Source organism: Pseudomonas fluorescens, from assembly GCF_900636825.1.
GTDB classification, from domain to species: Bacteria; Pseudomonadota; Gammaproteobacteria; order Pseudomonadales; family Pseudomonadaceae; genus Aquipseudomonas; species Aquipseudomonas fluorescens_BG.
The window spans coordinates 4,961,301-4,980,525 of the sequence record NZ_LR134318.1 but is presented as its reverse complement, the minus strand read 5'-3'; the positions used below and the strand labels follow the sequence as shown (position 1 = coordinate 4,980,525).

Annotated in this window: 20 protein-coding genes and 2 tRNA genes; 3 read left to right on the top strand and 19 right to left on the bottom strand. The window is 57.0% G+C overall.

Annotated elements, in window-relative coordinates; genetic code table 11:
- Positions 1-229: 229 nt before the first annotated feature.
- The 7 genes from ggt to EL257_RS22605 form a co-directional block, all read right to left on the bottom strand.
- Entirely contained in the window at positions 230-2,062 is a 1,833-nt protein-coding gene (gene ggt / locus EL257_RS22630; protein WP_126366375.1) for a gamma-glutamyltransferase, read from the bottom strand.
- A gap of 215 nt (positions 2,063-2,277) precedes the next feature.
- Positions 2,278-2,361 (bottom strand): bacteriocin immunity protein, encoded by an 84-nt coding sequence (locus tag EL257_RS28230; protein WP_269471996.1) that lies wholly within the window; start codon positions 2,359-2,361, stop codon positions 2,278-2,280.
- A complete protein-coding gene (locus EL257_RS22625) occupies positions 2,358-2,522 on the bottom strand; it encodes a bacteriocin immunity protein (RefSeq protein ID WP_269471990.1) in 165 nt (54 codons plus the stop codon). Before EL257_RS22625 ends, EL257_RS28230 begins: the two co-directional genes overlap by 4 nt.
- 50 nt (positions 2,523-2,572) lie before the next feature.
- A complete protein-coding gene (locus EL257_RS22620) occupies positions 2,573-2,842 on the bottom strand; it encodes a bacteriocin immunity protein (RefSeq protein WP_126366372.1) in 270 nt (89 codons plus the stop codon).
- Positions 2,839-3,105: a bacteriocin immunity protein gene (locus tag EL257_RS22615; RefSeq protein WP_232013044.1), complete on the bottom strand. Its 267-nt coding sequence runs from the start codon at positions 3,103-3,105 to the stop codon at positions 2,839-2,841. Before EL257_RS22615 ends, EL257_RS22620 begins: the two co-directional genes overlap by 4 nt.
- 97 nt (positions 3,106-3,202) lie before the next feature.
- Positions 3,203-3,478 (bottom strand): bacteriocin immunity protein, encoded by a 276-nt coding sequence (locus EL257_RS22610; protein ID WP_126366370.1) that lies wholly within the window; start codon positions 3,476-3,478, stop codon positions 3,203-3,205.
- A gap of 6 nt (positions 3,479-3,484) precedes the next feature.
- Positions 3,485-4,732 carry an S-type pyocin domain-containing protein gene (locus EL257_RS22605; protein WP_126366367.1) on the bottom strand — a complete coding sequence of 416 codons (1,248 nt, stop codon included), beginning with the start codon at positions 4,730-4,732 and terminating at the stop codon, positions 3,485-3,487.
- 364 nt (positions 4,733-5,096) lie between these two features.
- On the opposite strand from EL257_RS22605, the gene EL257_RS22600 reads away from it, so the two are divergent.
- Positions 5,097-5,489 (top strand): helix-turn-helix domain-containing protein, encoded by a 393-nt coding sequence (locus EL257_RS22600; protein WP_232013042.1) that lies wholly within the window; start codon positions 5,097-5,099, stop codon positions 5,487-5,489.
- 79 nt (positions 5,490-5,568) lie between these two features.
- Positions 5,569-5,793 carry a SymE family type I addiction module toxin gene (locus EL257_RS22595; RefSeq protein ID WP_126366363.1) on the top strand — a complete coding sequence of 75 codons (225 nt, stop codon included), beginning with the start codon at positions 5,569-5,571 and terminating at the stop codon, positions 5,791-5,793.
- 466 nt (positions 5,794-6,259) lie between these two features.
- On the opposite strand, the gene EL257_RS22590 is transcribed toward EL257_RS22595, so the two are convergent.
- The 4 genes from EL257_RS22590 to EL257_RS22575 all read right to left on the bottom strand — a co-directional run bounded on the left by EL257_RS22590 (position 6,260) and on the right by EL257_RS22575 (position 10,481).
- Positions 6,260-6,628 (bottom strand): hypothetical protein, encoded by a 369-nt coding sequence (locus EL257_RS22590; RefSeq protein WP_126366361.1) that lies wholly within the window; start codon positions 6,626-6,628, stop codon positions 6,260-6,262.
- On the bottom strand, positions 6,628-7,749 hold the full coding sequence (locus tag EL257_RS22585; RefSeq protein ID WP_126366359.1) for a hypothetical protein: 1,122 nt from the start codon (positions 7,747-7,749) through the stop codon (positions 6,628-6,630). Before EL257_RS22585 ends, EL257_RS22590 begins: the two co-directional genes overlap by 1 nt.
- 482 nt (positions 7,750-8,231) lie before the next feature.
- Positions 8,232-8,308: transfer RNA gene (locus EL257_RS22580), tRNA-Met, on the bottom strand.
- 115 nt (positions 8,309-8,423) lie between these two features.
- Entirely contained in the window at positions 8,424-10,481 is a 2,058-nt protein-coding gene (locus EL257_RS22575; protein ID WP_126366357.1) for a methyl-accepting chemotaxis protein, read from the bottom strand.
- A 423-nt stretch (positions 10,482-10,904) separates the two neighbouring features.
- On the opposite strand from EL257_RS22575, the gene EL257_RS22570 reads away from it, so the two are divergent.
- Positions 10,905-12,125 carry an MFS transporter gene (locus EL257_RS22570; protein WP_126366355.1) on the top strand — a complete coding sequence of 407 codons (1,221 nt, stop codon included), beginning with the start codon at positions 10,905-10,907 and terminating at the stop codon, positions 12,123-12,125.
- Positions 12,126-12,186: 61 nt separating this feature from the next.
- Here EL257_RS22570 and ychF read toward each other — a convergent pair whose 3' ends face one another.
- The 8 genes from ychF to EL257_RS22530 form a co-directional block, all read right to left on the bottom strand.
- A complete protein-coding gene (gene ychF / locus EL257_RS22565) occupies positions 12,187-13,287 on the bottom strand; it encodes a redox-regulated ATPase YchF (RefSeq protein ID WP_126366353.1) in 1,101 nt (366 codons plus the stop codon).
- Between the two features lie 22 nt (positions 13,288-13,309).
- On the bottom strand, positions 13,310-13,894 hold the full coding sequence (gene pth, locus EL257_RS22560; RefSeq protein ID WP_126366351.1) for an aminoacyl-tRNA hydrolase: 585 nt from the start codon (positions 13,892-13,894) through the stop codon (positions 13,310-13,312).
- Between the two features lie 171 nt (positions 13,895-14,065).
- Positions 14,066-14,668, bottom strand: a complete 603-nt coding sequence (locus tag EL257_RS22555; protein WP_126366349.1) for a 50S ribosomal protein L25/general stress protein Ctc — start codon at positions 14,666-14,668, stop codon at positions 14,066-14,068.
- Positions 14,669-14,809: 141 nt separating this feature from the next.
- Positions 14,810-15,751 (bottom strand): ribose-phosphate pyrophosphokinase, encoded by a 942-nt coding sequence (locus tag EL257_RS22550; RefSeq protein ID WP_003171603.1) that lies wholly within the window; start codon positions 15,749-15,751, stop codon positions 14,810-14,812.
- Between the two features lie 45 nt (positions 15,752-15,796).
- Positions 15,797-15,871 (bottom strand) — tRNA-Gln (locus EL257_RS22545).
- Between the two features lie 36 nt (positions 15,872-15,907).
- Complete coding sequence (ispE, locus tag EL257_RS22540; RefSeq protein WP_126366347.1) at positions 15,908-16,759, bottom strand: 4-(cytidine 5'-diphospho)-2-C-methyl-D-erythritol kinase; 852 nt, start codon at positions 16,757-16,759, stop codon at positions 15,908-15,910.
- A 3-nt stretch (positions 16,760-16,762) separates the two neighbouring features.
- The gene (lolB, locus tag EL257_RS22535; protein WP_126366345.1) at positions 16,763-17,380 is read right to left on the bottom strand and encodes a lipoprotein insertase outer membrane protein LolB; all 618 of its coding nucleotides are present in this window, start codon (positions 17,378-17,380) and stop codon (positions 16,763-16,765) included.
- Between the two features lie 3 nt (positions 17,381-17,383).
- The gene (locus tag EL257_RS22530) at positions 17,384-19,108 is read right to left on the bottom strand and encodes a tetratricopeptide repeat protein (RefSeq protein ID WP_126366343.1); all 1,725 of its coding nucleotides are present in this window, start codon (positions 19,106-19,108) and stop codon (positions 17,384-17,386) included.
- Between the last annotated feature and the right edge of the window lie 117 nt (positions 19,109-19,225).

Below are 19,225 nucleotides of genomic sequence, written 5' to 3'. Positions count from 1 at the left end.
CTTGTGTGTGCCGCAAGCCTGTTGGCGCTTGGTGGACGTACGTTTCAAATATGTTCGCGTTCATAAATGCCAGCAGATCCCGAAAATGATCTTCTTAAAGGTCACTAACTCTATCTGCGCTAGCTGATTTTCGGGGTAGGAAAAGGCAACGAGGGGCATATGAACAGAGCCAATCGCCGAAAAAAAAGGCCTACCTCCCGGTAAGCCTTTTCTGCCCACTTGGTAATGCTCACTCCCCCAACGCTTCTCCCTCTCGCCGCGGATCGGCACCGCCCGTCAATGTCGCTTTGCCCTGCGCATCCTTCACCCGCACGATCGCCTGGGTGCCGCTGGTCATGTCGATTTCGCTGAGCGTGTGGCCCTTGTCCTTGAGTGCCTGGATCAGCGCCGGGCTGAACTGTCCCTGTTCCAGTTCGGTGGGGCCATTGCGGCTGCCGAAGTTGGGCAGGTTGATCGCACTTTGTGCATTGAGGTTCCAGTCGAGCAGGCCGATGGTGGTTTTCGCCACGTATTCGATGATTTGCGAGCCGCCGGGGGAGCCGACCGTGGCGACGAATTCACCAGTGTTGCGATCAAAGATCAGTGTTGGCGCCATCGACGAGCGTGGGCGTTTGCCCGGTTCGACGCGGTTGGCAACTTTCTGCCCGTTTTCTTCGGGAATGAACGAGAAGTCGGTCATCTGGTTATTCAGCAGAAAACCCTGAACCATCAGGTGCGAGCCGAACGCGGCTTCGATGGTGGTGGTCATCGACACGGCGCCGCCGAGGTCGTCCACCGCGACCACTTGCGAGGTCGAGATGCGCAACGGCGAGCGGTCCGGTGCGTAGGCCACTTGTACGCCCGGCGGTGTGCCCGGTTTGGCGCTGCCCATGCTGCGCTCGCCGATCAGGCTGGCGCGGCTGGCCAGGTAGGCAGGATCGAGCAACCCTTTGACCGGCACCGGGACGAAGTCGGTGTCGGCCACGTATTGCGCACGGTCGGCATAGGCCAGACGTTCAGCCTCGGCGATCAGGTGCACCGCTTGTGGCGTCGGTTCGATGCCGGCCGGCCTATTGGTGTTCACTGGTTTGAGCGGGGTCAGCGACAGGCGTGGGTCGCGAGTCTCCAGCGCCTGCAACGTGCCGAGAATCTGCGCCACGGCAATCCCGCCTGACGACGGTGGCGGCATGCCGCAGACCTGCCAACGCTTGTAGTCGGTACACAGCGGCGCCCGCTCCTTGGCCTGATAACGCTGCAAATCGTTCAGCGACAGGCTGCCGGGGTTGGCGTGCTGTTGAACCTTGGCGACGATCTCTTCGGCGATCTGACCTTTGTACAGGGCATCGGCACCTTCGCTGGCGATACGTTTGAATACGGCGGCCAGTGGCGGGTTCTGTAGACGGGTGCCGACGGCTTTGACGCTGCCGTCGGCGTTGAGGAAGTACGCTGCCATGTCTGGTGACTGGCGGATGAGCGGATCGGCAATCAGCAGCGAATGCAGGCGCGGGGAAATCGCAAAGCCTTGCTCGGCCAGTTTGATCGCCGGCTCAAACAGCTTCGCCCACGGCAAGCGACCGTGTTGCCGATGCGCCAGCTCCAGCGCGCGCAACACCCCAGGCGTACCGACCGAGCGCCCGCCAATCTGCGCTTGCGTGAAGGCCATCGGTTTACCATCAGCGTTCAGGAACAGCTTCTCGGTGGCCCCGGCCGGCGCCGTTTCACGGCCGTCATAGGTGCGCACCTGCTTGCCGTCCCACAACACAATCATCGCGCCGCCACCGATCCCGGACGACTGCGGCTCAACCAGCGTCAACACTGCCTGCATCGCAATCGCCGCATCAATCGCCGAACCGCCCTGACGCAACATCTCCCGCCCGGCTTCGGTTGCCAGCGGATTGGCAGCGGCGGCCATGTGTTTACTGGCGTGACGGGTTTGCAGATGAGCGCGGTAACCGGAAGCGGCTTCCGGTGCCAGCGGCAAAGTTGAGGAGGTCGGGGCGTTGCACGCGGCGAGGGGCAGGGCGCTGATGGTCAGCGCCAGGGCTGGCAGGCGAAAGCGCTTCAAGAGCTGAGTTGGAAGCACGCGGGATCTCCGTCCTGGGATAAAAGTCTTCGGGGACTTTATCGAGCGGGCCGGTGGGGTGCAAACCGCGTGGGGATTACAGCCCTCCCGCTCAGCGGTCGCGCCAATCGATTGGCCGAAAACGATACCCTTGTGGGAGCGAGCCTGCTCGCGAAAGCGGTAGCTCGGGCGGTGCGATCTTCTTGAGAGTAGTGCAGGTTTAGTGAATCAGAAATTTATTGCTTGACGCCTGGCAGACCATGGGTAGCACGCCACTTTTTCACGATTTCGGTAATGCTCTCGGCTGTTTGTTGTTTCATATCCTCGGGCCAATAGATGAGGTCGGTGCCCGCTGGGTGTTCACAAAGACGTATTCAAACAACAGCGGATCGAGAATCTCGTCTGGGCTTGTGTTGGCTGCAAGGACAGATTGCACAAATATCAAGAATTCTGCTTCGGTGTAGTCGGATATGTTAGTCATGACGTTCTCATGTTGAAGTTCGACAGTTCAAATGAAACGGGCCGCAGGATTCATGTCTTGAATCCGGGTAGTCGATTCGCTTCGCGCCATGTCATGACTGTATGAGCTATTCCGGCAGATGTTGTATCTGCTCCGGGCTCGGGGTAGAAGATCAGGTCTGTTCCAGCGGGGTGGCCGGTCAAAGCCCTGAATTCCGCCAGCAATCTGCCAAGCTCCTTGTCAGACCCACTTCTGTTGACTGCTCTTATATTTTTCACGAAACAGATGAATTCTGATTCTGTGTAGTCAGCTATGCTTTGCTTGGTGCGCTTTCTTATCATTGTTTGAAGCCCGACAGCCCATGGTCACTACGCCATTTCTTCAATGAGTCAATGATCCCCTGTGCCGAGTCATCGGCGCCATCTCCAGGGTAAAAAATCAAATCGGATCCTGTTGGGTGTCCACAAATCAAATTGAAGTGAAGAACGAGCTTGCTTTCTTCTTCTTCGCTCCCCTCATTTCCGATAATGCGCTCAAGGAGTTTGATGAATTCTTGCTCGGTGTAATCTGACAAATCGTCTTTAATAAGGAATTCCGTTGCCATTGCCTATCTCACGCACGAATCTTGGATGTGTTGAGACGCAATAAATCGTCACAGCCAAAGTTAACTCGATGGCTCGAACCCTCAACGACACGACTTATCAATAGTCTTTGAACCCCGGCAATCCCTGTGCTGCTCGCCAGTCCCTGACACTTTGCATTACCCCGACAGGCGAGTTATCAGCACCAGGCTCCGGGTAGTAGATCAAGTCCGATCCTGCTGGATGCTCGCTGATTGTCTCGAAGTGTGCCAACAGTAAATCAGCACGATCATCGTTTTCAGCCTCTTCATCCTCTTTCGCGAGCTGTTGTAACAGAGCGACGAATTCGGCCTCTGTGTACTCAGAAATGCTGGCTTTTAATAAGGTATCTTTCATATTTGCCTATTCACGCCGGTGTATATCTATATGGTTCCGAGGAGTATTTACTCGAAGGTTATCTAGGTCATATACGCCACCGCCCTTGGATATTTTTTCGAGATGGTGAATTTCATAAGACTTTCTACCGCCGACTCTATCGGCTTTACGCACACGTGGCGCCTTACCCTTACGCATTCGACCAACATTCTGTTCAATCAACTCATCCCCCGATGCTGACTCTGCAACCGTTTTCCAAAAGGTTGCTCTGAATGAGTCGAAGTTTTTGAATTCTCGTCCTCGTAGAGAGTTGGCAACGTCTGTTGGAATCGGAACCCCCACGCCCGAATCAGCCCCCGCAAGCCATATCCCCGCCACATCCTCCCCCACCCCCGTAACGATCCCCGGCGTTTGCCTCGCCGGCCTTGAATAAACCACATACAACGACTTCAGCCCGGTGTCCGCCGGGAACACCAGAATACAATCCTCGGCCGTCACATCCTCGCCCGGCAGTCCCTCAATCTGGCTATCGGTGTTCTCCGGGATCGGTTGGACGAGGATCGGGTCGAGTGCCTCACCGTGGTCGGGATAAACCAGCGGAGGCATCGACCCCAGCGGCCCGCGTTGCGGCGTCCAGAGAATGGTGATGCCGTTGAGCTTGGCCTCCATGGCGGTCTTGTCGGCGTTCCACTTGACGTTCACCGTGCGTACGGCGTCGTCGCCAGAGGCGCCGGAGTGGATGCCGTAGACCCGCAGAACACCTTCGGCATCACGACGAAACTGGAAGCGCACGCGCGTGGTGGCACGGCTCATGCGGCGTAGTTCTTCGTCGGTGTGAAGCGTGCCGTCGGCTATTTTGCTCGGCAGCATTCCCAGCACAAACACGCTGGCCGGCCCGCCGGCGCCACGGATGGCCCAGTTCAGGCGCTGTTGCAAAATCCCGCCGCCGGCCAGACGCCCCAAAGCCAGGTCGGCGCCTATTGCCGTCGCGATAGCGGTGCTGGCGGAGGGCATGAGCATGGCGCCGGCGACCATGATCTTGCCGAAGTTGCTGGCTGGCTCCTTGGCAGTGCCAGCGTCGGTGCGACACCAGTTGTCCGGCGTGCAGGATTTGGCAAAGATCCTGTCTTCGCGTGGCTTGGGCGCAGGCCACTCATCCTTCTCGATGTACACCGGCACCGGCGCTTTCGGTGGAAGCAAAGTAAACCAGGCCCTGCCACCGCTATACGGATTTAATAACCAGTCATCGTCGAGAAGGTATTTGTATTGAGGCATGCCAACTCCCTGTATGGCGCTGAATCGAGCCAGGGGAGCTTGTCGGTCGAAGGGCAATTCGGGGAGAGAGGGGCGGGTGCTTGAAGTGATGATAAATCCAGTTCTTACATGAGCAAAGCCTGCTTCCTACAGGGCTATCTCAGTCCAGCGGTTTTGCGCCTGATTCAGGCAAAACCATTGTCGGTCGCGCCTGTAGTCTTTTCCTTTGAATCGCTGACTACGCCGGATTTCTCTTACAGATTATTCAGGTCGACAGCCTACGCGGCGTTGCCTGAGGATGGTTTCTGTAGTTTTTCCAGGATGGATATCAGATGAAGAGGATGAGTCCGTTGCCATTCGATTTTATTTTCAGTCGGCCGCCGTCATGAGCATTTCCAATGAGGATCGTGATTTTCTGGTCGCGTTGGGCAGTCGCATTGCACATTTACGCACGGTGCACGAGATAACACAGACGCGGTTTGCAAGGGCTTTAGGTCTTTCCCGGCAGACCTTTCAGGGTTACGAGGAGGGCACGCGCAGCATGCCGGTCACGACACTGGTGAAGATGGCATTTGCGCTTCGCGTTCCCGTTGAAGACCTGCTCGGGGTTCCCTCGTACACGGAGACGCCCAGACGCAGCTTGACCTCGACGTGGTATCGACGGCTGCAGTCCATCAATGAGCTTTCGAAGGTTCAACAGAAGGTTATTGCGCAGATGCTCGACGCACTGATCGCTCAGGCAGCGACCAAAACAAGCAACGAAGAAAGAGAAATTTGAAGTAACCCTAAGAACGCGGAGCCAAGGTGCGCCAACACCCTGGCCCCGCTAACCACAAGCAGCTAAACAGGAGCTAATCATGGCTAAAACCAATCATACGTCATCAACCCCCATCACTGAACGCCGGTTGAAAATCGCCGCTGATTTTTACCCGGCCCACACAAAGGACACACCCTACAACCCCGGCAAGCCTGTGCCTTGGATCAGGCTGCGCGGGTTGTGGTTGCGGCAAGCGGGATTCGAGGTAAACGAGAACGTCAAAGTGCGCGTGATGAAGGGGTGTCTGGTGATTACGGCGGAGTAGAGCAGTAGATAGGGGGCTTAGGTAAATAGGCAACACTGGCGCATTAAGAGAAACGCTGCTATCCCTTAAGGATAGTGGCGTTTAAGCTGAGCATTTCGCCGGTTACCTTTTTATGGTTATCTGAGTCCATAGTTTGGTCGTGCGAGGATCAGCTCTTCAAAGACAACCCGGTGCAGGTGCTCCATATCTCCCGAAGTATTAAACAGGCCAAATCCTAAGGAATTATGTCGAGCAGCGCTAGGCCATGGGGGAAAAGCTTTCTTTTTAAAGATGGCTATTTCAAAACGTTTTTTGATTTATCTGGAAATTACTAGCGGTATAGGCCCGTTACACCAGGATTACACCCGAATAGTGACGTGGCATTATCTTGAATCCAGATTTTCGTATGTGAGATCAGACGAAGTAAGTATTGAAAGTTAGACGCGAGGAGCATATGCAGAAAACCCGGCGCTGGGCCGGGCTTGTCTTACGGCTTATAGAGCCAATCTCTTTCTTCTGCAATGGTCCGAAGGATTTTTGATTTTCGTTTGATATCGTTTTTCTCGTTCCCATCAAAGTCAATAATGGCGTGCTCTTTGAACGGCTCAGGATCGGGGAAAGCTGGAAGCTCCAGCGCTCCACACTCGGCAACCGTGACAGCTACCACCCCGACAGACCTAAGGCCCAGTGACTGAACGAAATGATCGTGAGCATTCGGTGGGTCGATTTGGTCACCATCGTAGCAAGAAAGTTTCTTATCATCTTTCGGCGTGGGACTAAAAGCTTGCGATGTGATCTTTCCATCCTGAATGAAGCTTGGATTAATTTGTCGCAGCAGATGCGTACTCTCCTTCATCAAATCTCTCCCTTTGCGGCTTTGGAAATTAAATCGACGAGCGCCTGTTTGTGAGTAGGATCGTCCAAGGAAAGCACTTTGGATATCTCTTGCATTGTCTCGGTGTTGAGGCAATGAAGGTCGCCAGATAGGCTGGCGAGATCAATTTCTAAGCTGACGTCCTGATTTCCGGTTCGCCATTCAAGCTGGACCCCACCCTCTTCTGTAGGGTAGATATAAGGGCTAGGCAGCGTAGGTGGAAAGGTGTCGACGAAAAAGCTCTCAAGCCAGTCAAAGTCGGACGACGCTGGAACGAGCCCGCGACCATCCAGCCAACCGACTTTAAGAAGTCTCAGCTCGTCGATTCTAGCCAGTGGATCGTTGGTATCGATAATGGCGGCGTCCTCAATAACATCAAATGAGTGTAGCCGTTCATAGCGGTCAAATCGACCAACGCCCGAGACTGAAACCTTGAGCCCGGTTCGGTAGCCGCTCATCGCCTCAAGGATGATATCCAAGTGAATAGCGTCAACCTTGGCGGCAATTTTTCTGCCGCCTGGCAGCTGCAGTTCGAAACTCATCTTACTTTGATCAAGCTCAGACACGAGGCCGCGAACTGTTATTTCGTCCGTGAGTACCTCGTTCTGCGATGCGAGTAACAGACGTCGGCGAGTTAGCTTTGTGAGCCGTGCAGGGCGATCTTTTCCCGGGAAAAACTCCAGAACCTCTCCCTCCCTAAGCCCCCTTCCAAATCTGTCAAAATAGCCAAGCAGATTTGCAGGAAGGTGATCAGTGATAGGTTCGTTATGCTCGGCGGCATTGATCGCTCCCCCGATGGCTTGAACAGCGCGGAAAAAGTAATCCTCATTTGCTGCGGGAAATAGGCCGGCTGAGTCGTCAATGTAATCAATAGTAATGCCAGGTATCGCGCTACCGTCCTTGACTTCAGAGAGACCAATGGACAGCGGGTCTGTAAATCCTTTTGGCGCCCTAATGCGAACGTTGTTTTGCACGAATATCCACTTGGCAACCGCTATTACGAATTCCTCCAGAACAGATATGTCCTTAAGAAGCTCAAGCGGGATAGTGTGCCCATCAAATCGAGCGCCGACAAACCGCGGTTCAATCAATGGTTTTTTCATGAGCGATCCCTATCCCTTGATTTCTGTTGTCGCATGAATTTCTGCAATTCCCTGCCCATTTCTGGTGGGGAGAAATGTCGCAAGTAGGCGCCGTTTGATGACGAAAGGCGCACGCTCCGCCTTGTTCCATCCCAGCATAGCCTTAACCAAGCATCACAGTCGCAGCTCCCTAGAAAGCTGCCATCGTTAAGAATGTTTCGTGCAAAGGCATCCGGTTCTTCCTTTGACGGCGTTGAATCGAACCATGGTGGATTGTCGGTCATATGGGGAATCAAAGCACAGCGTCGCAGGTGGTGTAATTTACTAAATATCCGTTTCGTACGCTGATCGGATATTTTTCCTATAATTTTCTTCTTGAGAAATGCGTCAATTCGGTCTGCTGACGTGAAGCGGCCGATCTGAGCTGTAGGAGTAAGCTCGGGAAAGATTTTTCTCAAGGCATAAAAAAACGGCCTACCTTTCGGTAAGCCGTTTTCAGTACTTGGTGGCTACACAGGGACTTGAACCCCGGACCCCAGCATTATGAATGCTATGCTCTAACCAACTGAGCTATGTAGCCAAGTGGCGCGCATTATTCCCCTGAAATGGAAAAGCGTCAAGCGTAATTCAAAAATATTTCTTCTTATTTTCAACCGCTTATCCTCCGGCCCCGAAAATCGGGGCCGGGGAGGGCGTTAGCGTAGCTGGAATCTGCCGGTATTGGCGCTCAGTGCCTCGCTGCCCTGGCTCAAGGTGTCCGCCGCGAGGTTCACGGCGCGTGCGCCTTCGAGCAGACGCACCGCCGCTTGATCGACCTGCTGAATATTGCTGCTGACTTCGTCGGCGGTGCTGGCCTGTTCTTCGACGGCTGTGGCGATCTGCGCGAGGGTGTCGGTGACGCTCTGCACGGCGCTGGCGATTTCCCCCAGGCGTTCACCCAGACCGGTGACCGCTTCAGCGTCCGATTGCGCCTGGCCGCAGGCGGCCTCCATCAGGCTCACGGCTTCGTTAACCGTGGCGCGCAGGCTGTCGACGGTGCCGGCGATTTGCGCGGTGGACGATTGCGTGCGTTGCGAAAGGCTGCGCACCTCGTCAGCGACCACGGCGAAGCCGCGACCTTGTTCGCCGGCGCGGGCTGCCTCAATCGCCGCGTTGAGCGCGAGCAGGTTGGTCTGTTCGGCGACGCCGCGAATGGTATCGACCACCAATTGAATCTGCTGGCCTTGCTCGCTGACCCTACCGAGCGCTGCGGCGGTGTCGTTCAGGCGCTGATTGAGCTGCTGAATACTCGCCGTGGTGCGCTGGCTGTCGCGGCTACTGTCGGCGGCGATGCGGCGAGTGTGCTGAGCGCTGCCGGAGGCTTGTTCGCAACTCTGCGCCACGCCTTGCGAGGTGGCCGCCAATTGCGTGGCGGCAGTGGCGATCTGGCTGATCTGCAACTGCTGCGCCTCGACTTCACCGAGGGCGCCGCGGGAATGCTGGTTGAGGCTGCGTACGGCATTGCTCAGTTGCGAGGTCTCATGATCGACGCCGAGCATGCTGGTGCGCAATTGCACCACGGCAACGTTGAGCGCGGTGCTGATCGCCGCCAGCTCATCGCGGCCGACCACGGGCACTTGAAGGCTCAGGTTGCCGTCGCGCAAGGCTTCGGCAAGTAGGGTGATGCCGCTGGCGCTGCGGCGGATCGATGCTTGCAGGCAGACGAACAGATACAGTGCCGCGAGCAACAGGCAGCCGAATATTACGGCAACCAGGATGAACTGGCGGATCGCCGAGCCTTGATAGGCGTCGAGCCGTTGATCCAGGGACACCAATGATTGCTGGCGCAGGGTCGCAAGATCCGTCAGCAGGGCATCGAGGCTGCGTTCGAACTCTTCCGGCTTGAGCGTGATGCTGCCGCCGAACACTCCGTCGTCGAGGATTTTCAGGCCGCCGTCGAGGTGTTTGAGGCTGTCGTGGTATTGGCTGGCCCAGGATTGCAGCGCGACTGGCAGACGCGCCTCCAGCAGGCCGGCGGTTTTCACCAATTGCTCGCGGGCGTCGCCAATGCGGCTGCGCAGGTCGCGCAACTGCAAGCGGCTCTGCAAGGTGAATTGGCCGGAGACGACCGAGGCCTGCCCCACCGCCGCCAGACGACCGACTCGCTCGATCAGGTCCGGCGCATGCTGCGTGGAAATCTGCGTCAGCAAATAGGTTTCCAGCCATGGCGCGAGCGTCAGGCGATTGTCCATGACGATCTGCTCGCGCAAGGCTTGCAGCGCGCTCAGTGCGTGAGTGAACCGCTCGTAACCGTCCGGCCACCATCCAACGCTGCTGAGGCTTTTCGAATCCAGTCCGTTCAGTGCGCTTTGCAGTGCCTGATAACGCGTGAGCGTTTCGCCCTCGGCGCCTTCATTTTGCAGCGCGTTGCCCAGTTCCGTGGTGGCTTGCTGCACCGCCGGTTGCACGGCATCGAACGCGGCCATGGCGGCAAGAGTTGCGGGTGTCGGTTGGCGATTGGTTTCGGTGGCGCGCCAGCGCGCGGCGCGGTCCCGTTGAGCCGCGAGCAAGTCGTCCAGCGCATCAAGTGCCAGCAGCTGACGCACGCCGGCGCGCTCGCCGGAGATCAGGTTGAGTTTGTCGCGATAGTCCTGGCCGATCATCAACAGGCTGCCGGCCAACGGCAGAATGAACAGCAGAAACAACAATTGGAATTTACCTGCGAAGCCAAACCGCCCCAGCAATTTGATCCCCGGCGAAAGAAAAGCCTGCATGCCTCATGACTCCTCTGGACACCACGCACCATTGGCGTGCATCGCGAATTTTTCAACCGCGACTGTGCCCTCTAAAAGGCCTCGAAAGTTCACTCGTGCCCGCTCTGTGGGCTGGCTCTGTAGCGAAACTTCCCATTGTCGAGCGCCTTTGTAAGGCGATCGTGTTCAAGGCCAGAAGCAAGGCAAGATTTAGACCATGGCGTTGCGCTATCATTTTCGCGGCCCACGATCGCCCTGTGTAGGAGCTGCCGAAGGCTGCGATCTTTTGATTTTGAGAGATCAAAAGATCGCAGCCTTCGGCAGCTCCTACACAGGGTTGAGTTGTTGGTTAGTTAGCTGGCTAAGGGGATGGCGCTGGCGCACTGAAAAATGGCACATTGACGCACCTGCCCGCGGGCACCCATCTGCTGTCCGGAAACTTCCATGGCTATCAGCAACGTTCAGAGCGCCGCTGCCTCGGCGCCTACTGCTTCTCAAAGCAGTCCTTTGGTGATGCGTATCATCGGCGCAGTGGCGCTGGCGCATTTGATCAACGACCTGATCCAGTCGGTACTGCCGTCGATCTACCCGATGCTCAAGGCCAGCTACGGTTTGAGTTTCACCCAGGTCGGTCTGATCACCTTGACCTTTCAACTGACCGCATCGCTGTTGCAGCCGTGGGTCGGTTATCACACTGATCGTCACCCTAAACCGTGGCTGCTGCCGGCCGGCTCGATTTGTACGCTGATCGGCATCGTGATGATGTCGATGGTCGGCAGCTTCCCCTTGATTCTGTTGGCAGCCGCGCTGATCGGTATCGGCTCTTCGACGTTCCATCCGGAGGCCTCGCGGATCGCGCGGCTGGCCTCGGGTGGGCGTTTTGGTCTGGCGCAATCGACCTTTCAGGTCGGCGGTAATGCCGGTTCTGCATTCGGTCCGCTGTTGGCAGCGGCGATCATCATTCCGTTCGGTCAGGCCAATGTGGCGTGGTTCGGATTGTTCGCTGTGTTCGCGCTGTTCGTGCTGTACCGCATCAGTCGCTGGTACGCCCATCACTTGAACCTGTTCAAGCTCAAGGCCGGCCAGGCGGCAACGCACGGGTTATCGAAGGGCAGGGTGATCAGTGCGCTGGTGGTGCTTGGGTTGCTGGTGTTCTCCAAATATTTCTACATGGCCAGCCTGACGAGTTATTTCACTTTCTATTTGATTGAGAAGTTCGACCTGTCGGTTGCCAGTTCGCAGTTGCATCTGTTCCTGTTTCTTGGCGCAGTGGCGGCGGGGACGTTTTTCGGCGGGCCGATTGGCGACAAGATCGGCCGCAAAGCGGTGATCTGGTTCTCGATCCTCGGCGTGGCGCCGTTTACCCTGCTCATGCCCCATGTCGACCTGTTCTGGACCAGTGTGCTCAGCATGGTGATCGGATTCATCCTGGCCTCGGCGTTCTCGGCGATTGTGGTGTACGCGCAGGAGCTGGTGCCCGGCAATGTCGGGATGATTGCCGGAATCTTCTTCGGTTTGATGTTTGGTTTCGGCGGGATTGGCGCGGCACTGCTGGGGCATCTGGCGGATGTGCACGGGATTGAGTACGTGTATTTCCTGTGCTCGTTCCTGCCGTTGTTTGGTGTGTTGGCGATCTTTTTGCCGCGCACCAAAAAGGCCTTTTAACGATCTGTCAGGCACAAAAAAGCCGCGTATCAAACGCGGCTTTTTCTTGTGCGGCTGTTGCTTAGACGTTGAAGCGGAAGTGCATCACGTCGCCGTCCTTGACGATGTAATCCTTGCCTTCCAGACGCCATTTGCCGGCCTCTTTGGCACCGGCCTCGCCCTTGTACTGAATGAAGTCGTTGTAGGCGATGACTTCGGCACGGATGAAGCCTTTTTCGAAGTCGGTGTGGATCACGCCAGCGGCCTGTGGTGCGGTGGCACCGACTTTGACGGTCCAGGCGCGGACTTCTTCGACACCGGCGGTGAAGTAGGTCTGCAGGTGCAGCATCTCGTAGCCAGCGCGGATCACGCGGTTCAGGCCAGGCTCTTCCAGGCCCAGGGCCTCGAGGAACATGTCTTTCTCTTCGCCGTCATCAAGCTCGGCGATTTCCGCTTCGATCTTGTTGCAGACCGGCACAACCATGGCGCCTTCTTCTTCGGCGATGGCGCGTACCACATCCAGGTGCGGGTTGTTCTCGAAACCGTCTTCAGCCACGTTGGCAATGTACATGACCGGCTTGGTGGTCAGCAGGTGGAAGCCTTTGATCACGGCCTTTTCGTCAGCGCTCATGTTCTTCATCAGGCTGCGTGCGGGCTTGGCTTCGGTGAAGTGCGCGATCAATTGCTCGAGCAGCGCCTTCTGAACCACGGCGTCCTTGTCACCGCCCTTGGCATTACGCGCGACTTTCTGCAGTTGCTTCTCGCAGCTGTCAAGGTCGGCGAAGATCAATTCCAGATCGATGATCTCGATGTCGCGCTTCGGGTCGACGCTGTTGGAAACGTGGATAACGTTCTCGTCTTCGAAGCAGCGCACGACGTGAGCGATGGCGTCGGTTTCGCGGATGTTGGCGAGGAACTTGTTGCCCAGGCCTTCACCTTTCGAGGCGCCAGCGACGAGGCCGGCGATGTCGACGAATTCCATGGTGGTCGGCAGGATGCGTTTTGGATTGACGATGGCCGCCAAGGCTTCCAGGCGCGGATCCGGCATCGGCACGATGCCGCTGTTCGGCTCGATGGTGCAGAAGGGGAAGTTCTCGGCCGCGATACCGGATTTGGTCAGGGCGTTGAACAGGGTGGACTTGCCGACGTTAGGCAGGCCGACGATGCCGCAATTGAATCCCATGGTGTTTCCCCTCGGGTAAAAGTCAGGCCTTCTGGCTGTGCAGGTTTTTCATCGCGCGGTTCCATTCACCGGCGAGGATATCCGGCAGCACGCCGAGGGCAAAGTCGATGCTGGCATCGAGTTTTTCCTGTTCGGCGCGTGGCGCACGACCCAGGACGAAATTTGAAACCATGCTGGCGACGCCCGGGTGGCCGATGCCAAGCCGCAGGCGGTAGAACGTATTCTGATTACCCAGTTGCGCAATGATGTCGCGCAACCCGTTGTGACCGCCATGGCCGCCGCCCTGCTTGAGCTTGGCGACGCCAGGAGGCAGATCGAGTTCGTCGTGCGCCACGAGGATCTCTTCAGGCTGGATGCGGAAGAAACCGGCGAGTGCCGCCACGGCTTGGCCGCTGCGGTTCATGTACGTGGTGGGAATCAGCAGACGAACATCCTGACCCTGATGCGAGTAGCGCCCGGTCAGGCCGAAATATTTGCGATCGGCGACAAGATTGACACCTTGTGCGGCAGCGATGCGCTCAACAAAAAGGGCCCCTGCGTTATGCCGGGTCTGGTCGTATTCGGCGCCTGGATTTCCCAGGCCAACGATCAGTTTGATGGCAGTCACGATAGGGGCCCTTCCTTGGAGTGGTGGATAACATCGCCGCGATCAGGGAAAGCGGCGAAAGTGGACGAAAAATGCTCATTTACCATGGATGTAAACTCCGCGTTCTCGCCCGCTTTCTCGCTACGTTCCAGTCCGCGATGTCACTTGCTCACTCAGGCATGACAGAGTGAATTACTCTGCTGCGCCTTCTTCGGTAGCTTCTGCAGCAACACGTGGAGCGTGGACGTTGGCAACAACCTTGTCATCGCCGTGTGCCAGAGCAACGAACTCAACACCTTTAGGAGCTTTGAGGTCCGACAGGTGAATGATGGTGCCGATTTCTGCTTTCGACAGGTCGACTTCGATGAACTCAGGCAGGTCCTTAGGCAGGCAGGTCACTTCGATTTCCGAAGTAACGTGCGAAACTTCGCCGCCTTTCTTCACTGGAGCTTCTTCGCCAACAAAGTGCACAGGCACGATAGCGGTCAGTTTCTGGCCAGCGACAACGCGTACGAAGTCAGCATGCAGCACGTGGCCTTTGGACGGGTGACGCTGCAGAGCTTTGATGATGACGTTCTGCTTGGTGCCGCCAACGTTCAGCTCGATGATGTGGCTGTAAGCCGCTTCGTTTTCGAGCAGTTTGGCAACTTCTTTGGCCAGCATGCTGATGGATTCAGGGGCTTTTTCGCCACCGTAAACTACAGCTGGAACCAGAGCGGCGAGACGACGCAGGCGGCGGCTCGCACCTTTCCCCAGGTCGGAACGCACTTCAGCATTCAGGGTAAAATCGTTCATTTTGTATCTCCAAAATAGCCATGACCGAGAGGCGTTTGCGACCAGCGCCGAACACGGTATGGGCAAAAAAGCCCCGCCCCGGCAGGAATGCCGGGGCGGGGCGCTTTTCGTCAACGAAACATTTCGAGAAGGGCAGGGCCCTTAACGGAACATCGCACTGATCGATTCTTCATTGCTGATGCGGCGAACCGCTTCGGCAACTACCGGTGCGATATCCAGTTGACGGATACGCGCACAGGCTTGTGCTGCAGCGGACAGCGGGATGGTGTTAGTCACCACCAGCTCGTCCAGCACGGAATTTTCGATATTCTCGATGGCCCGACCCGACAGCACAGGGTGTGTGCAGTAGGCAAAGACCTTGGCTGCGCCATGCTCTTTCAGGGCCTTGGCCGCGTGGCACAGGGTGCCGGCGGTATCGACCATGTCATCGACCAGAATGCAGGTACGCCCTTCGACATCACCAATGATATGCATCACTTCAGAGTGATTGGCTTTCTCACGGCGTTTGTCGATGATTCCGAGATCAACGCCCAGGGATTTGGCAACAGCACGTGCACGCACGACGCCACCAATGTCCGGGGACACGATCATCAGGTTTTCGAAGCGCTGATCTTCAATGTCATCCACCAGAACCGGGGAGCCGTAGATGTTATCTACCGGAATATCGAAGAAGCCCTGAATCTGGTCAGCATGCAGATCAACCGTGAGAACACGGTCGATGCCGACTACGGTGAGCATGTCAGCAACAACTTTTGCGCTGATAGCCACACGTGCGGAACGCGGACGGCGATCCTGACGGGCATAACCAAAATAAGGAATAACAGCAGTGATACGAGTAGCCGAGGAGCGGCGGAAGGCATCAGCCATCACTACCAGTTCCATCAGGTTATCGTTGGTCGGAGCGCAAGTCGGCTGAATAATGAAGACGTCTTTACCGCGAACGTTTTCATTGATCTCGGCAGTAATTTCGCCGTCGGAAAATTTGCCGACAGAGATGTCACCGAGAGGGATATGCAGCTGACGTACAACACGCCGAGCCAGATCGGGGTTAGCATTCCCCGTAAAGACCATCATCTTGGACACGCGCAGTACCTAGAGGCTGAGGGTAACCTGGATGAGTAGAGAAAATGGCAGGGGCGGCTGGATTCGAACCAACGCATGGCAGGATCAAAACCTGCTGCCTTACCGCTTGGCGACGCCCCTGTATCTGTTGCATCAAGTGCCGAGCACTTGGTTCCTTTAGAGCAGACTTTGCAGTTTTCGGTGCAACATCGAAACGTTGCTGCCTTTGGCTACAAACCCTGTAAGGGTCTCTGTCAGAAGGGCCGAGACTTTATCAGCTTCAGCTTTGCTTGGGAAGCCCCCAAACACACAACTTCCAGTTCCGGTGAGCTTTGCTTCGGTAAATTTACCTAACAAATCCAATGCGTTACGTACTTCCGGATAACGCCTTGCAACCACCGGCAAGCAGTCATTTCGACTGTTTCCCTCGGGAACGGGGCGCACTTTAATGGGCGGCGTGTTACGTGTCAACAAAGGATCGGAAAAAATTTCTGCCGTACTTACAGAGACTTGCGGCACGAGGACCAGATACCACGGTTCTTCGGGATCGACCGGGGTCAGTTTCTCGCCGACACCTTCGGCAAACGCCGCGTGGCCACGGACGAAAACCGGCACATCGGCGCCTAGCGCAAGGCCCAGTGCGGCCAGCCGATCTTCATCCCAACCCAATTGCCAAAGGTGGTTGAGGCCGAGCAGCGTTGTCGCCGCATTCGAACTGCCGCCGCCAATGCCGCCGCCCATGGGCAGCACTTTATCGATCCAGATGTCGATGCCCAGCGCGCTGCCGGACTGCTGCTGCAGCATCTTCGCCGCGCGCACGATCAGGTTGCTGTCATGAGGCACGCCTTCGAACTCGGTGTGCAGCTGAATCACGCCGTCATCACGGATGGCAAAAGTGATTTCATCGCCGTAATCGACAAACTGAAACAGTGTCTGCAACTCGTGATATCCGTCTTCACGGCGCCCGAGAATGTGCAGCATCAGGTTGAGTTTGGCCGGCGAGGGCAGGGTCAAGCGTGCAGCGGCCATGGTTTATTGCCCCAGCTTGCGCGGTTGCCAGGTCTTGATCACCAGCGTCACGTCAAGGTCGGTGCCGTGCAGCTTGATGCGCTCGGGCAGCCAATAACCATTCTGTTCGGTGTAAGCGGTGTATTCGACTTTCCAGCCATCCTGTTCGAGGCTGGACAGGCGGCTGTCAGCGTCCAGGTTCAGGCGGCTTTTGCTTTCCGGAGCGGGCAGGCCACGGACCCACCAGGCCAGATTCGACACCGGCAGCTTCCAGCCCAGTTGTTCCTCGAGCAGGGCTTCGGGGGATTGCGATTCATAGCGACCCTGGTTGGCGACTTCCAGCGACACTTTGCCCGGACGCCCGGTCAGACGAGCCGCGCCACGACCCAGCGGGCCGGACAGGCGAATGTCGTAGTAATCCTGACGCTGCAGCCAGAAAAGTGTGCCGCTGCCGGAATCCTTGGGCGCGCGGATACCGATCTTGCCGTCGATCTGCCAGCCGTCCAGACCGCTCAATTGTTGCTTGTTCGCGGCCCATTGAGCGGGACTGCCGTGGCCCTCGACCGATTCGCGTGAGCCGAAGCCCGCGCAACCGGCGAGCAGGGCGATGAAGCTGAAAACGATAACGTGGCGCAAAAACATGGGTTAAAGAGTCTCGGATCCGGTCAAGCGCTTGATGGTGCTGCGCAGAATGGTGCTGTCGGGCTGGTCCTTGAGGAACTTGCCCCACACTTGTTTGGCTTCGCGTTGATTGCCCTTGGCCCAGAGAACCTCGCCCAAGTGCGCGGCCACTTCGTGATCAGGGAAACGCTCCAGCGCCTGGCGCAGATATTTTTCCGCCTCATCCAGATTGCCCAGGCGATAGTTCACCCAGCCGAGGCTGTCGAGAACCGCCGGGTCTTCCGGGTTGATCTGGTGTGCCTGCTCGATCAGCGTTTTGGCTTCAGCGTAGCGGGTGGTGCGATCGGACAAGGTGTAGCCCAACGCGTTGAGCGCCATGGCGTTGTCCGGATCACGCTTGATGATCAAGCGCAGGTCTTTTTCCATCTGCCCCAGATCATTGCGTTTTTCCGCGAGCATGGCGCGGGTATACAAAAGATTCAGATCGTCCGGATATTGTTGCAAGGCTTGCTGCAAAACCTTCCAGGCTTTGTCGTCCTGTTTGTTGGCCGACAGGGTTTCCGACTCGATCAGGTACAACTGAATGGCGTAATCAGGCTGCTCGTCACGCTCGGCCGCGAGCTTGCGTTGTGCTTCCGCGGTTTTGCCGTTGTTCATCAGAATGTCGGCCTGACGCAGTTGCGCCGGCAGATAGTCGTTGCCCGGACCGACCTGCGCGTACTCGGTCAGCGCGCCTTGTGGGTCGTTGCGCTCTTCGGCGATGCGCCCGAGGTTCAGGTGAGCAGAATCAACGTGGCTTTCGCGCGCGATCAGGTCTTCGAGATAACCCTTGGCCTCATCCCAGGCTTTGGCTTCGAGGCACACCAGCGCCAGCGAATAACGCAATTCGTCGTCTTCCGGATATTGCTGAACCAGACTCGAGAATTCGGTTTTGGCGTCATCCATCCGATCCTGCTCGACCAGCATGCGTGCGTAAGTCAGGCGCAGGCGTTTGTCGTCAGGATATTTCCTGATGCTTTTCTGGAGCAGCGGCAGTGCTTCGTCGCCACGGTTCAACAGTTGCAGCAGGCGGGCGCGCAACAGGATCGGAGCGATCTCGCCGTCTTCCGGCGGATGGTCTTCGAGCAGGGTCAGGGCCGCGTTATTGTCGCCGTCCTGCTGCAGAAGCAGGGCTTTGCCGAAAATCAGCTGGCTGTTGTTCGGATGACGTTGCAACAAACGGTCGAAACTTTTCATCAGACCGTTGCGCGTCTCCTGATCGGTATCTGCCGCTGACAACGCAAGGAAATCGAAATGGGTATCGCCCTTGCCCTGCAGGACTTTCTCCATGTAGACCATCGAGTCGTCGTAACGCCCGGCACGTGCCAATTGCACGGCGGCGGCGCGTTGCGCTTCGAGATCGTCCGGGGCGTTTCTCGCCCAGATCAGCGCGGTGTCCAGCGCAGGCTGGTCCGCACCCAGGTATTCGGCGATACGGAACGCGCGCTCGGAGACGCCCGGATCCTGGGTGTTGATGGCCTGGGTCACGTAGTTGTCCAGGGCAATGTCGAAACGATTGCGCTGGCCGGCGAGCTCGGCGCTCAACAGACTGAAGACGGTCTCTTCGCTGAACGAGCTGTAAACCTTGGGCTTTTCAGGCGCAGGCGTAGTGTCTTCGACTGACGGCGTACCGTCCGGCGACACGGGGGCCATGGCCTGACAGCCGCTGAGGAAGACGAAAGCGAGGAGCAACGCGGAAGATCTATTCATATAGGAAGAGGACGACTAACCTGCGGTCGGATCATCATGACACAAGCCTTCGGCCAAACATAACCGCTCAGGCAATTTACGCATATGCCCGTTACCCATTGTGCCCGCCTACCCATG